The sequence below is a fragment of the Bacillus sp. UMB0728 genome (assembly GCF_002858875.1).
In the GTDB taxonomy this organism is placed as follows: domain Bacteria; phylum Bacillota; class Bacilli; order Bacillales; family Cytobacillaceae; genus Bacillus_AB; species Bacillus_AB infantis.
This window is the reverse complement of record NZ_PKLA01000004.1, coordinates 507,223-520,328: the sequence shown is the minus strand read 5'-3', so window position 1 is coordinate 520,328 and position 13,106 is coordinate 507,223. Positions and strand designations below refer to the sequence as shown.

The following is a 13,106-nucleotide window of genomic DNA, read 5'->3' as shown; positions in this document are numbered from 1 at the left end:
CAGTGCCTCCTAAAACCGGCCCGGTCCACAAAAAAATCCGCACTCAGCCAGTTTCAGCTTTAGTACGGATTTTTTTCCTGCTATTACAGATGGCTGCTGATGCCTCCGGCAATCTGCTTCAAATCCTCAGGAGAGTATTCATCCTGGTGGGTTTTCCAGACAGCGCCGAAACCGTCGCCTTTTCCATAGCGCGGGATGAGATGCAGATGAAAATGGAATACCGACTGTCCTGCTGCTTCGCCATTGTTATTCAATGTATTGAGCCCAATCGGGTCAAATTCTTCTTTGATGGCGCTGGCGATGGCAGGAACCGACTCATATAGCCGTGCCGCGATTTCGGGAGTCAGCTCGTAAAGATTTTCTTTATGTACTTTCGGGACGACAAGTGTATGGCCTTTTGTTACCTGACTGATGTCAAGGAAAGCATATACATGTTCATTTTCATAAACTTTCGCTGAGGGAATTTCCCCATTGATGATTTTGCAAAAAATACAATCCTGCATAATGGCACCTGCCCTTTCTTTTTCTCAATATTTTACCATACCAGGGGATGTGAGGAGAAATCATCCGCCAATTTTGCCGGCAAAGGAAAGATTAAAGGAGAATGAGGGAGGATGGCGAACTTACAAAGTACTGTATATATGGAAGGAGAATCAGGGTGGGTTCAAGAATCATGCATCTGCTGGCAGCTGATATGGCTGCTGAAAAATTAAAGATCAGGGATAAGGCTTCCTTTTTGCTCGGAGGGATTGCACCTGATGCTGTTTCGCCAAAGGAGCTTTCGCATTTTTACACAGGGGGGACTGAGGATTTTACTAGGTCGATTGATTATGAAGCTTTCCTTGAAAAGTACCGGCATACAAGCAATCATGCCTATATCCTTGGATATTATGCGCATCTGATTGCCGATGATTTGTGGCTTAAAGGCTTTTATCTGCCATGGCTGAGAAATAGAATGGATCAGGACGAACGGATCTTGAAGCTATACCATGCGGATTTCGGGCTCCTTAATGGGAAGCTGCTTGCTGCTTACGGGAGCCGCAGCCTTGCTGCGTTACTGAATGAGAATAGGGGAATGCCTGATTTGGAGGAAGTGCCGTCCCATGCCGTTAGTGATTTTGTCCCGCATTGCCTTGCTGATATGGAGTATGGTGAGGATGCACTGAATGCGCCGCTAAAGGTGTTCACTTTTGACCAGATTGCAGGTTATGTGGGAACAGCTGCTGAGCTTGCCTGCCTGAAAATCGAACAGGCTGCCGCCCGGCTTTGAGAAGCTGCTGATTTTTTTGCAGACCAGATGCAGGTTTGCGGGCCAAACATCACAAAGAAAGCAGGACCCGGTGCGGATCCTGCTCCTTCTGAAGGGGAAATCACTTCGCTGAAACGTTCTATTACAGGTTATTCTCTGCGACAAACACCTCATTTTTTAAAATGGTCAGTGCTTAGTGAGAGATCTGATCCTTGTTCAAGCGTACCATCCCCTTGTTTCTTTATAGGTTTCACAACTTATAAAGCCGGCTGATGGGTCTTTGATAAACACCTCATTCCAGAAGAATGTCATGTGTTCCAAGTATCTGGTTAATTGGCACTCCTGTGCAATGCAACCATCCCCTTATAGCAACGCTGGAAGCTTATATTGAATGAAATTGGTCTTTGACAGACACCTCATTTCAATTGATGAAAATCATCTTTCCCCTTCATAGATTAGAATGCCCATTGAAAGAGGGGATATGCATCCGGATTTAAATTTGTCCCTGCTTCAATCTTTTGCTGGCGCAGCCATTTTGTTAAACTAGAAGCATCACAATAGATGGAAGGGCGTTTTGGAATGTCTTTGTTGAATATTAGCAATATAACAGGAGGCTATACGAGGAATCCTGTTCTGAAGGATGTTTCCTTCACTGTGAATGCAAATGAAATCGTCGGCCTGATTGGATTGAATGGAGCAGGCAAAAGTACGACAATCAAGCATGTTATCGGGCTGATGGAGCCGCATTCCGGGGAAATCACAATCAATGGATCTCCTTTTCACAAGGATAAGGAGGCATACAGAAGAAAATTCGCGTTTGTCCCCGAGACCCCGATCCTTTATGATGAACTGACGCTTGAGGAGCATCTGAGAATGACAGCGATGGCTTATGGCCTCGAAGAGAAAGAATATCAGGAAAGAATGAAGGGCCTTCTGAAGGAATTCCGGATGGAGAAGCGGCTGAAATGGTTCCCGGCCCATTTTTCAAAGGGGATGAAGCAAAAGGTCATGATCATGTGTGCTTTCCTGGTGCAGCCATCACTTTACATAGTTGATGAACCATTTGTCGGGCTGGACCCGCTCGGCATCCAATCGCTTCTTGATCTTATGAAGAAGATGAAAGAGGAAGGGGCGGGCATATTGATGTCGACCCATATCCTGGCTACAGCGGAGCGGTATTGCGACCGTTTTGTCATTCTCCACGAGGGCAAGGTGAGGGCTGCAGGCACACTTTCTGAGCTGCAGCAGCAATTCTCCATGCCAGGCGCGACACTTGATGATCTATATATACAGCTGACAAAGGAAGAAGATTATGTTTGAAGAGGGAAAACTTTGGAAGAACAGATTCGGGGATGGGCTCAAAGAACTGAGCCGCTATCTCCGCTATATATTGAACGGGCATATTGTCATTGTGCTCGTATTTCTATTCGGGATGGCGGCCTTTTATTATCAGGAATGGCTTAAAGGCGTCCCGGAAGATTTTCCTGCGGCTGCGATCATGGCTGTCCTGCTGGGGGTATTGCTGACATACAGCCCTGTTTATACTTTCTTGACTGAAGCAGATAAAATCTTCCTGTTGCCTGTAGAAAACAGGCTGTCAGGCTATTTTCGCAGGTCGCTGGGTGTCAGCTGGGCCGTGCAGGCCTATCTTCTGCTGATGGGCCTCGGCATATTCATGCCAATGTACGCAGTCGTAAACGGGGGAAGCTTTGAGCCGTTTCTCTTCTTTCTGATAGGCTCACTCGCTGTTAAGCTGCTGAATCTTCTGATCCGCTGGCATGTCCAATATTATGTGGAAAAAAATACAAAGATGATCGATTCTGTTATCAGGTATTGCCTCAATGCAGCTTTTCTTTATCTTTTATTTTCAAATGCCGGCATCCTGTTCCTGCTCCCAGTACCGGCAGTCCTGCTGGTACTATGGCTGTATTTCAGGAAACAGACTGAACCAAAGGGCCTGAAATGGGAATATCTTATTGAACAGGAAGAAAGAAGGATGACATCCTTTTACCGCCTGGCCAATCTGTTTACAGATGTGCCGAAGCTTAAAGATAGAGTGAAGCGGCGCAAATGGCTGGACTGGCTGGCAAACAGGATCCCATATGGGCAGGATAAGCTGCATGCGCATTTATATATGAGGACCTTCATCCGCTCAGGTGATTATTTCGGCCTGTTCATCAGGCTGACAGTAATAGGGGGAGCGGCTCTTTATTTGATATCATTCGGGATGGGGCAGATCCTCCTTGTGCTGTTATTCCTTTATCTGACGGGGTTTCAGCTGCTGCCGCTCAGGAACCATCATGAGAACAAGCTCTGGATCCAGCTTTACCCTCTGAAGGAAGAGTGGCGGGAAAAAGCCTTTACTTCACTTCTCTCAGCTGTCCTTTATCTGCAGACCATCATTCTTTCCCTGGTTGTGCTGCTGAAGGGGGACGGGCTGGCCGCGCTTGCCAGTGCGGCAGCTGGTGCCGTGTTTTCGTGGGTATTTGCGAATATTTACAGCAGAAGGAAATTGAAGAACTGATTAGAAGCCTCCGTTATTTAAATGGAGGCTTTTTGCAGCGCCTGAAACCTTTCCGGAAGAAAAACGTAGTATTAAGCACAAACTAAAAGCTGAACGAGAGGAAAGGGTGCAGCCGAATGAATGAGTATGAACAGATGGTTTCACGGGAGCTGGAGGAGTGGAAGAGGAAGCTGCTGAAGCGTTCCGGAATGCTTAACCGTCTTTCAAAGAAGGCACAGACAAAAATCAACAGCTATATCCCGGAGAAAGCACATGCCGTCATTACCGAGGGAATCAAGAATATGGTAAAAGCAACCTTGGCAGGCTCTAATCTGACTACCAGGAAAAGGCTGGATGCCGGGCTGCGCCTTGAGGAAATGGACGGAAAATTGGCTGAAAAGCTGGCTGCATACCGTAAGACTGCAACCATTGAAGGAGCCGGCACAGGCGCAGGCGGCATCCTATTAGGGCTTGCCGACTTCCCGCTGCTGCTTTCAATCAAAATGAAATTCCTTTTTGAAGCTTCAGCCATTTATGGCTATGATCCCGGAGAATATGAGGAGCGCCTTTTTATCCTGCATGTGTTTCAGCTTGCGTTTTCAAGTGATGAGAAAAGGCGGGAAACATTGGCTGTCATTGAGAATTGGGATGAGAAAGTGAAAGAGCTGAAGGATATGGAATGGCGCGGGTTCCAGCAGGAGTACCGTGATTATATAGACTTTGCCAAAATGCTGCAGCTGCTCCCGGGCATAGGGGCGGTTGCGGGGGCTTATGCGAATTATAATCTGCTTGACCAGCTGGGAGAGACAGCAAGGAATGCCTACAGGCTCCGGTTTCTAAAAAAATAAAGGAAAAAAAGCATCCTCCGAATCATCGGCGGATGCTTTTTGCTTATACGGTAACGTTTTCCTGAGACTCGACTTTGTGGTATTGCAGTGCCGCAGAACCTAGTGTCTTTGCAGCAATCAGCATTGCCTTTTCATCAATATCGAATCTTGGATGATGGTGCGGGTATGCAGCATCATCGCTGAGAGGCTTCGCTCCTGTGAAGAAGAATGTGCCTTTTACATGCTGAAGATAGTAGGCAAAATCCTCGCCGCCCATTTCCGGTGCTGTTTCAACGACTTCCTTGACCTCAGGAATCGATCTCGCGCACTCGGCTAGGAAGTTGGTTTCTTCTTCATGGTTGATGACAGCCGGATAGCCGCGGTGATAAGTATAGCTGTATGTGCTGTCAGCAGTATAGCAGGTTCCTTTCACGACTCTTTCCAATTCTTCTTCAATATCGTTCCGCACCTGCTCGCTGAAGGTGCGCACTGTGCCTTCCAATTTAGCTTTATCGGCAATGACATTGAAGGCATTTTGGGCCGTGAATGATCCGACAGTAACAACGGCTGAGTCAATTGGATCGACCTTCCGGCTGACGATCTGCTGGAGGTTGACGACAAGCTGGGAGGCTGTCACAATGGCATCCTTCGTTTTATGAGGCTGCGCTCCGTGTCCGCCCTTTCCTTGTACAGTGATTTCAAAGCGGTCGGCTGCAGCCATGAAAGGACCGGTCCGGTACTGGATCTTTCCTGTCGGTTCGGAAGCCCATAAGTGGGTGCCGAAAATGGCGTCCACTCCTTCAAGGCAGCCATCCTTGATCATGGAAACAGCGCCGCCCGGTGCATATTCTTCCGCATGCTGGTGGATCAGGACATACGTCCCTTCCAATTCGGAGCGCAGCTCGTGAAGGACCTTTGCAAGCACAAGCAGTGTTGCAGTATGGCCATCATGGCCGCAGGCATGCATGACGCCCGGGACGAGCGATTTATAAGGAACATCTTTTTCATCCTGGATTGGAAGCGCGTCAAAATCGGCACGGAGGGCAATCGTCTTCCCTGGCTTCTCTCCGTAAACCTTGGCTACGACTCCATTCCCGCCGACATTTCCTTTTACTTCGATTCCCAGCTTTTCATAATATTCTTTTATGTATTTTGCTGTATTTTCTTCCTGAAAGGAAAGTTCAGGATGCTGATGGAGATAGCGGCGGATCGCTGCCATTTCTTCATAATAGTCTTCAAGTCTGCTGAATAATGAACTGATCATAATAACTCTCCTTTGTGTTTTAATTTTTACTGTTTCGAAAATTATAACATTATTTTTATAAATTGAAGGATAATAAGCCTTCAAATTTGAAAAACTTTAGAATAATATTCTAAGAGTGTATGAAAAAGAAGCTGGGGAGATGGTATGGGTTTGCAGTTAAAACAATCAAAAGCAGCGCTGGCAGCTGTTATAATGGCAGTGGCTGCAGCAGTGCTGATAGGCTATTCAGTATCAGGGGGAGAATCTTTATGGTTTGACAGAGCTGTCTCATCTGCTGTCACAAGGATTTTTTCGGCCTCTTCCTACCCGCTGTTTGAATTTTTCACCTGGTTTGGCGACAAGCAGGGCATCGGTTTGGCAGCGCTTATAGTTCTTGCTTGGCTGTGGTTCAAGAAGAGAGACTATCTGGGCATGGCAGTCCTTGTGTTTGCCGTTGCACTCGGGAACGAGGCCAGCAAGCGGCTGAAGGAGCTGTTCGGCAGAGAGAGGCCGGAGCTGGAGCATATCACTGAGGTGAATAGTCTCAGTTTCCCGAGCGGACATGCGATGGTAGGGGGCATTTTATATATGCTGACAGCCTATTTTGTCATAAAGGAATTAAAGTCTGCGGGAGCCAGGATGATGGCGGCAGCTGCGTTTGCCCTTTGGATCATTTTGATCGGGATCAGCCGCATTGTCCTTCAGGTCCACTATCCGACCGATGTTGCGGGAGGGTATGCTTTTGCTTTTATTTGGGTTTACATATGGGTTATATTCTATGTATTTATGAACAGCAGCTTTGGCAGGAAAGTGAATTAAGACAGGAGGAATAAGGATGATAGATTTAAGAAGCGATACAGTGACAAAGCCGACAGAAGAAATGAGGAAGGCTGCTTACGAAGCAGAAGTCGGGGATGATGTCTACGCGGAAGATCCCTCCATCATCAAGCTTGAAGAGTCCGCAGCAGACATACTCGGGAAGGAAGCAGCCCTGCTTGTGACAAGCGGTACGCAGGGAAACCAGGCGGCCATTCTGACGCATACAAGACCAGGGAACGAAATTCTCCTAGAGGCAGAGTCCCATATTTTCTATTACGAATCAGGAGCCGCTTCTGCTTTTGCCGGTGTCCAGACAAGAACGATTGCAGGAAAACGGGGGGAAATGGATCCCGGCGCAATAGAAGCTGCCATACGGGGGAAAGATCAGCATTTTCCCGAAACCGGCCTGATTTGTCTGGAAAATACACATAATCGTGCTGGAGGGGCTGTTGTGTCTGTGGAAAATATGGAGGCTATCCATGCAATTGCCCGCAGGCATAATATTCCTGTCCATATGGATGGAGCAAGGCTGTTCAATGCCGCAGCCGCACTTGAGAGGCCGGTCACTGATTTCACCCGGCATGCTGATACAGTCCAGGTATGCTTGTCCAAGGGGCTTGGAGCACCAGTCGGGTCAATCCTTGCCGGAAGCAGGGAATTTATCCAGTCTGCCCGCATCTGGAGGAAAAGACTTGGGGGAGGCATGAGGCAGGCAGGCATCATCGCGGCACCAGGGCTGATTGCACTGACGCAGATGAGGCACAGGCTTCACGAAGACCATGAGAACGCCCGGAAGCTTGCTGAGGGGATTCAAAATATAAAAGGCATTACTGTCGTCAACCAGGTAGATACAAATATCATAGTTGCAGACGTAAAGGAACTGGGCCTGAGCTCAGAGCAGTTTGTAGAAAGGCTGGAGAAGGAAGGAGTTCGCGCGGTTACTTTCGGGCCGTCTTCGGTGAGGCTCACCACTCATTTCGATGTGTCTGCCAGTGATATAGAAAAGGCGCTGGATGCTGTCAGCAGGACGGCAGCGGGGCATGTGTCTGCGCTGTAAAATTTGAATTAGCATCAGGACCGGTGTTCTCTGATTAGGGAGGGCACCGGTTTTCAGTGTTGATTTTGGGATTTATTGTAAGGAGGGAAAATTATAACAGTTTTTAGGGAGAATCATTGAGATTTTAGGTAAAATCTTTCGAATTTTATGTAGAATAAAGCAGAATTCAGGCAGAATGACCATATTCGCCGTTTGATAAAACAGTAATTCATATAGAATCGCCTCTTCTTCACAAAAATTCATGCTGAATTCCTCCTAATCTATCCCAGCAAAACCAAAACAGCTGAAATCTAATAAAATACAGGTTTGACATCGTACATTTCACTGTATATAATACTGAAAAATAACTGAAACGATGAAGGGGATCAGTAAACAGTCTATGTCTATCCAAGAGAGGGAGCCGGCGGTGGAAGGCTTCTATAGACAGCTGCCGAACCTGCCCCGGAGTTCGCTGCCGGATACTTGAAGGCAGCAGCGGCACATGCCGTTATCATGAAGAGAGTATAAAGCCTTGCTTTATAAATTAGGGTGGTACCGCCATGATCTGGTCCCTATTTTATAAATCGGGGCTTTTTTATTTTTCCAGCAGAATGCCGGCGCTTCTGCACTCTTCAAGAAGCTTCAGCAGCTCTTTCCCTGGCCGGGATGAGAGCTGATGCGTTTATCGTTTCACACTTAATCAGAATATGGGGTGCAATCATGGCAAAGGAATTTGTAAAAGAAATTACGGCAATGGAAGAGGATTTTGCCCAATGGTATACAGATGTGGTGACCAAGGCGGATCTGATCGATTATTCAAGTGTCAGGGGATCAATGATCATCCGACCTTACGGATATTCTTTGTGGGACAATATAAAAAACGAGCTGGACAGAAGGATCAAGGAAACAGGGCATGAAAATGTTTATATGCCATTATTTATTCCTGAAAGCCTCCTCCAGAAAGAAAAGGACCATATCGAGGGATTTGCGCCAGAGGTGGCATGGGTGACCCATGGCGGATCAGAAGAGCTGGCAGAACGGCTAGTCGTCAGGCCGACCTCAGAGGTCCTTTTTTGCGAACATTATAAAAATATCATCCATTCTTACAGGGACCTGCCTAAGCTGTACAATCAATGGGCCAATGTGGTCAGATGGGAAAAAACGACCCGGCCTTTCCTAAGGACGCTTGAGTTCCTGTGGCAGGAAGGGCATACATGCCATGCAACAGACGAGGATGCGCACGAAGAAACGACAAAGATGCTCGATGTCTATGCAGATCTGTGTGAAAACGTCCTGGCCATACCGGTCCTTAAGGGCAGGAAAACAGAGAAAGAAAAATTCGCCGGCGCAAAATTCACCTACACAATTGAGAGCCTGATGCATGACGGAAAAGCACTCCAGACAGGAACCTCACACCATTTGGGGGACGGTTTTGCCAAGGCATTCGGCATCCAGTATTCGGACAGAGAAGGGGAACTTCAGCATGTGCATCAGACGTCGTGGGGGCTTACGACTAGAGTGATCGGCGCCATGATTATGGTCCACGGCGATAACAGGGGCCTGATCATCCCGCCGCGGATTGCGCCAACCCAGCTTATGATCGTCCCTGTGGCACAGCATAAAGAAGGGGTTCTTGATTTCTGCTATGAGCTGAAAGAGAAACTCGGCAAGAGTTTCAGGGTCGGAATTGACAGCAGCGACAAAAAGCCTGGCTGGAAGTTCAATGAGTACGAAATGAAAGGAATCCCGCTCAGGCTTGAGGCCGGCCCGAAGGATATCGAGAATAATCAGGTCGTGCTTGTCCGCAGGGATACAGGCGAAAAGCTGTTTGTCCAGGCTGAAGGGGCAGAGCAGGCAATCGCCGGGCTGCTGGAAGATATCCAGTCAGATTTGCTGGAAAAAGCGCGGGACCTACGCGAACAAAAAACAGAGAATGCTGCAGGCATGGGTGAGTTCAAGCAGGCATTGAAGGATAATCAGGGGTTTATTAAAGCAATGTGGTGCGGCAGGAGGGAATGTGAAGACAGAATTAAGGAGGAGACCGGTGCAACCTCCCGCTGCATTCCTTTTGAACAGGAGCATATATCCGATGTTTGTGTCTGCTGCGGCAATAAGGCAGAAGAGCTCGTTTATTGGGCAAAAGCTTATTAACGGGGATTTGCAGGAAAGTTATTTGAAAACCATTTATATTTTTTCTGCCGGGAAGGAATTTTGGCCCGGAAAAAGAATGTATTGACTAAGGCAGTGAAAGCTTCGCCGACACCATTAAATCCACCAAAGAGGATTGTTATAAATGAAGAGAACGGGCCAATTCGCTTTAGTCAGCATTTCTATTTTATTCACTTTAACGCAAGCCTTCATTTTCGATGACCCCTGGCATAAGGAAATTGTTGATTTCACCATTGCCACTATTATTGCCTGGTTTGTAGGCTGGCAATATGACAAATTGAAATATCTTACAGGGAAAGCGAAAGAGAACGAAGCATTTTACAGGCAGCTGATCGAAACGATGCCGGAGCCTGTCATCATCCAGGATTATGACAAAATTGTCTATGCAAACAAAGCGGCTGAGAAGATGGTGGCTGCTGAAAGCAAAGAGGAATTGGTCGGCAGGTCAGTATTTGATTTTATGGAAGCGCCGGATGCCGCCAAATACAAGAAGATACTTGATGTAACATATAAAGAAAAACTTCCGGCAGGCCGGAGGGAACAGAAAATTACCAGGCTTGACGGCAAAAAGATTTATTTTGAAGTGTCCACCTTATTTACAAGCTTTCAGGGCAGGAAGGCAGTGCTTTCAATCGGCCAGGATGTTACGGTTAAAAAAGAGCAGGCAGACCTGCTTCTGCAAAAGTCAGAGAAGCTGGCGCTTGTCGGGCAGATGGCCGCTGGGATTGCCCATGAAATCCGCAATCCTCTGACAAGCATTAAAGGATTCATCCAGCTGCTGAAGGCGGAGGGAAATCGGGAGTATGCCGATATTGCCATCTCAGAGCTGGACCGGATCAATCTGATTGTTGGAGAGTTCCTTGTCCTCGCCAAACCTGCGGCTGCGGTATACAGGGTATGCGATCTTAAGAAGCTGATTCAGGAAGTGGTTGTACTGATTCAGCCGCAATGCCTGATCCATAATGTCCAGATAATCACCGGGCTTGATCTGGATGAATCGGAGATATGGTGTGAGGAGAATCAGCTGAAGCAGGTATTTATCAATATGATAAAAAATTCTGCTGAAGCCATGCCGGATGGCGGGACCATCACGATCAAGGCAGCGGACAGGAAGGATGGGCATGTGGCTGTCATGATCAAAGACGAAGGGACAGGCATCCCTCCAGAGCGGATCAACACACTTGGCGAGCCTTTTTATACAACAAAAGAAAAGGGGACGGGCCTTGGCCTGATGACCAGCTTTAAAATCATCGAAAATCACAGCGGGCTCGTCAAAGTCAGCAGCGAGGTCAATAAAGGGACGGTTTTTGAAATTATACTCCCGAAAACCCAGACGGAAGCAAAGGGACATTCATTTAACTGATGCTGATCAAATAGGCGTTTCCCAAGCCTCTTTTCGGGAATAAGGATAAAAACACCGTTAGGAGGGACAGCTCATGCCTGAAAATAACAAGGATGGCCAGAACCAGGAAAGCCTGCTTGAATATGAACGAAAGCAGCATTCCGGCGGGGAAGCGCCTGACAAGCTTAAAGAGGGAAGGAAGCCTGACCAGCAGAACAGGCTGAAAGATCAGGAGAATATGAGAAAATAGTTCGGGAGAATAAAGCAAGCGGGCATGCCACTGGGCACAGCCCGTTTTTTTTCGTACCTGGTGCAGACCAAGCCAGGTTTCCCTCTCAAGGCACAAAGGGTATACAAAAGGAAACTTTCTATAGACATGGAGAATGATCGTATGAAAAAACAGAGAATAGAATTTGTCTTTTTGCTTATATTGGCTGCTTCCCTGTATGTCCTGTTCTTTACCGGTGCAGGCTACTTCTGGAAGCTCGCCTGCGCAGGGCTGTATGCTTTTATTATACTGGTGAGCATCTACTCGCTGATTCTTGAAAACCGCACTTCCCACCATACGCTCCTCTGGATTTATGTCCTGATCTTCATTCCGGTGGCAGGCTATATGTTCTACTTATATTCAGGGCAGCTTTATCTGAAAGGATATCTTTTCCGCACAAAAAGGAGCAATGACAGAGAGCAGTGGAAAAGGATGATGAAGCGGAAAGATTCACCGGACCTTACATTTCTGCAGGATAACCAGCAGAACTTTGCCAGGTTTGCTGCGAATGCCAGCATGACCCCCATCAGCACCTCATCCAGGGCTGAGATGCTGAAAAATGGCGAAGAAACGTTTGAAGAGCTGAAGGCAAGGCTGAAGAAAGCAAAAAAATTCATCCATATACAATACTATATCTTCCGCTCGGATAGGCTCGGCAAAGAGATCATTGATATCCTCATTGAGAAGGCTGAAGCAGGAGTCGAGGTCCTTTTCATGTATGACGCTGCCGGCAGCATGAAGATGGCTGTGAATGAAATTAAAAGGATGGAGGAAGCGGGCATCAAGGTTCATTGCTTCCTGCCTTTGAAATTCGGCTTCTTCAATCAGAAAATCAATTTCAGGAACCATCGAAAAATCGTCGTGATCGACGGGGAGACCGGCTTTGTCGGCGGGCTCAATGTCGGGATTGAATATCTCGGCGAGGATGAAGCGATGGGGTTCTGGCGCGACACCCATATGGTGCTGGAAGGTGAGGCCGTATACACACTGCATACAGTCTTCCTTCTGGACTGGGAGTATGTCAGCCGGGAACAGGTCCTTGACAAATATTCGGTCAGTGAAAGGCCAGCCGATGAGGATGAAATCAATGGGGCGATACAGGTGGTTGCCAGCGGGCCTGATACACAGCAGGGAATCATGGGAGATTTCTTTTATTCGATGATCACCAGTGCAGAAAGGTCGATTTGGATTGCCACGCCTTATTTCGTCCCGAACGAAGCAATCAGGACTGCGCTGCGGGTGGCTGCAGCAAAAGGGGTGGAGGTAAGGATCATGGTTCCGGAAAAGAATGACAGCTTTCTCACCCAGTATGCAAGCAGGTCCTATTTTTCCGAGCTGCTTAAATATGGAGTTGAAGTCTACTCTTACCAAAAAGGTTTTCTCCATCAGAAAATCATCATCGCAGATGGAAATATGGCTTCTGTGGGAACAGCAAATATGGATATGAGAAGCTTTCACCTGAATTTCGAGGTCAATGTCTTCCTGCTTGGCTGCAGCTCAATTAGGGATCTGTCAGCGCATTTCGAAGAAGATATGAGGGATAGTGTACGGATAACACCTGTACAATATTATAAACGCGGACTCTGGGAGAGGACGAAAGAGTCCTTCTCCAGACTGTTTTCCGGAGTGCTCTAATCCATTTGCGCTGCT

Annotated in this window: 12 protein-coding genes and 1 other annotated feature; of the genes, 10 read left to right on the top strand and 2 right to left on the bottom strand. The window is 47.4% G+C overall.

Annotated elements, in window-relative coordinates; all coding sequences use genetic code 11:
* Positions 1 to 83: 83 nt before the first annotated feature.
* Positions 84 to 503, bottom strand: coding sequence for an HIT family protein (locus CYJ37_RS18360; protein ID WP_009793974.1), 420 nt, complete (start codon positions 501 to 503; stop codon positions 84 to 86).
* A 155-nt stretch (positions 504 to 658) separates the two neighbouring features.
* Between CYJ37_RS18360 and CYJ37_RS18355 the strand changes: the two genes are divergently transcribed.
* The 4 genes from CYJ37_RS18355 (at position 659) to CYJ37_RS18340 (ending at position 4,600) form a co-directional block, all read left to right on the top strand.
* Positions 659 to 1,270, top strand: coding sequence for a zinc dependent phospholipase C family protein (locus tag CYJ37_RS18355; RefSeq protein WP_253616511.1), 612 nt, complete (start codon positions 659 to 661; stop codon positions 1,268 to 1,270).
* A 558-nt stretch (positions 1,271 to 1,828) separates the two neighbouring features.
* Complete coding sequence (locus tag CYJ37_RS18350; protein WP_094769683.1) at positions 1,829 to 2,569, top strand: ABC transporter ATP-binding protein; 741 nt, start codon at positions 1,829 to 1,831, stop codon at positions 2,567 to 2,569.
* A complete protein-coding gene (locus tag CYJ37_RS18345; protein WP_009793971.1) occupies positions 2,562 to 3,773 on the top strand; it encodes an ABC transporter permease in 1,212 nt (403 codons plus the stop codon). Before CYJ37_RS18350 ends, CYJ37_RS18345 begins: the two co-directional genes overlap by 8 nt.
* Positions 3,774 to 3,889: 116 nt before the next feature.
* The gene (locus CYJ37_RS18340; RefSeq protein ID WP_009793970.1) at positions 3,890 to 4,600 is read left to right on the top strand and encodes an EcsC family protein; all 711 of its coding nucleotides are present in this window, start codon (positions 3,890 to 3,892) and stop codon (positions 4,598 to 4,600) included.
* Between the two features lie 43 nt (positions 4,601 to 4,643).
* On the opposite strand, the gene CYJ37_RS18335 is transcribed toward CYJ37_RS18340, so the two are convergent.
* The gene (locus CYJ37_RS18335) at positions 4,644 to 5,843 is read right to left on the bottom strand and encodes a M20 family metallopeptidase (RefSeq protein WP_101550973.1); all 1,200 of its coding nucleotides are present in this window, start codon (positions 5,841 to 5,843) and stop codon (positions 4,644 to 4,646) included.
* 144 nt (positions 5,844 to 5,987) lie between these two features.
* Between CYJ37_RS18335 and CYJ37_RS18330 the strand changes: the two genes are divergently transcribed.
* From CYJ37_RS18330 to cls, 6 genes are all read left to right on the top strand, one after another.
* Positions 5,988 to 6,641 (top strand): phosphatase PAP2 family protein, encoded by a 654-nt coding sequence (locus tag CYJ37_RS18330; RefSeq protein ID WP_101550970.1) that lies wholly within the window; start codon positions 5,988 to 5,990, stop codon positions 6,639 to 6,641.
* A gap of 16 nt (positions 6,642 to 6,657) precedes the next feature.
* Positions 6,658 to 7,698, top strand: coding sequence for a threonine aldolase family protein (locus CYJ37_RS18325; protein ID WP_101550968.1), 1,041 nt, complete (start codon positions 6,658 to 6,660; stop codon positions 7,696 to 7,698).
* A gap of 346 nt (positions 7,699 to 8,044) precedes the next feature.
* Positions 8,045 to 8,254, top strand: a binding site (T-box leader).
* A gap of 143 nt (positions 8,255 to 8,397) precedes the next feature.
* Positions 8,398 to 9,828 carry a proline--tRNA ligase gene (gene proS / locus CYJ37_RS18320; protein ID WP_101550965.1) on the top strand — a complete coding sequence of 477 codons (1,431 nt, stop codon included), beginning with the start codon at positions 8,398 to 8,400 and terminating at the stop codon, positions 9,826 to 9,828.
* Between the two features lie 142 nt (positions 9,829 to 9,970).
* Positions 9,971 to 11,209, top strand: a complete 1,239-nt coding sequence (locus tag CYJ37_RS18315) for an ATP-binding protein (protein ID WP_009793964.1) — start codon at positions 9,971 to 9,973, stop codon at positions 11,207 to 11,209.
* 73 nt (positions 11,210 to 11,282) lie between these two features.
* Positions 11,283 to 11,438, top strand: a complete 156-nt coding sequence (locus tag CYJ37_RS27365) for a hypothetical protein (RefSeq protein WP_009793963.1) — start codon at positions 11,283 to 11,285, stop codon at positions 11,436 to 11,438.
* Positions 11,439 to 11,579: 141 nt separating this feature from the next.
* On the top strand, positions 11,580 to 13,091 hold the full coding sequence (cls, locus tag CYJ37_RS18310) for a cardiolipin synthase (protein WP_022543574.1): 1,512 nt from the start codon (positions 11,580 to 11,582) through the stop codon (positions 13,089 to 13,091).
* Positions 13,092 to 13,106 lie beyond the last annotated feature (15 nt).

What these genes read in the sequence shown, in the direction of transcription:
- CYJ37_RS18360 (WP_009793974.1), bottom strand. Translation starts at nt 503, where the DNA reads ATGCAGGATTGTATTTTTTGCAAAATCATCAATGGGGAAATTCCCTCA.
- CYJ37_RS18350 (WP_094769683.1), top strand. Translation starts at nt 1,829, where the DNA reads ATGTCTTTGTTGAATATTAGCAATATAACAGGAGGCTATACGAGGAAT.
- CYJ37_RS18345 (WP_009793971.1), top strand. Translation starts at nt 2,562, where the DNA reads ATGTTTGAAGAGGGAAAACTTTGGAAGAACAGATTCGGGGATGGGCTC.
- CYJ37_RS18340 (WP_009793970.1), top strand. Translation starts at nt 3,890, where the DNA reads ATGAATGAGTATGAACAGATGGTTTCACGGGAGCTGGAGGAGTGGAAG.
- CYJ37_RS18335 (WP_101550973.1), bottom strand. Translation starts at nt 5,843, where the DNA reads ATGATCAGTTCATTATTCAGCAGACTTGAAGACTATTATGAAGAAATG.
- CYJ37_RS18330 (WP_101550970.1), top strand. Translation starts at nt 5,988, where the DNA reads ATGGGTTTGCAGTTAAAACAATCAAAAGCAGCGCTGGCAGCTGTTATA.
- CYJ37_RS18325 (WP_101550968.1), top strand. Translation starts at nt 6,658, where the DNA reads ATGATAGATTTAAGAAGCGATACAGTGACAAAGCCGACAGAAGAAATG.
- proS (WP_101550965.1), top strand. Translation starts at nt 8,398, where the DNA reads ATGGCAAAGGAATTTGTAAAAGAAATTACGGCAATGGAAGAGGATTTT.
- CYJ37_RS18315 (WP_009793964.1), top strand. Translation starts at nt 9,971, where the DNA reads ATGAAGAGAACGGGCCAATTCGCTTTAGTCAGCATTTCTATTTTATTC.
- CYJ37_RS27365 (WP_009793963.1), top strand. Translation starts at nt 11,283, where the DNA reads ATGCCTGAAAATAACAAGGATGGCCAGAACCAGGAAAGCCTGCTTGAA.
- cls (WP_022543574.1), top strand. Translation starts at nt 11,580, where the DNA reads ATGAAAAAACAGAGAATAGAATTTGTCTTTTTGCTTATATTGGCTGCT.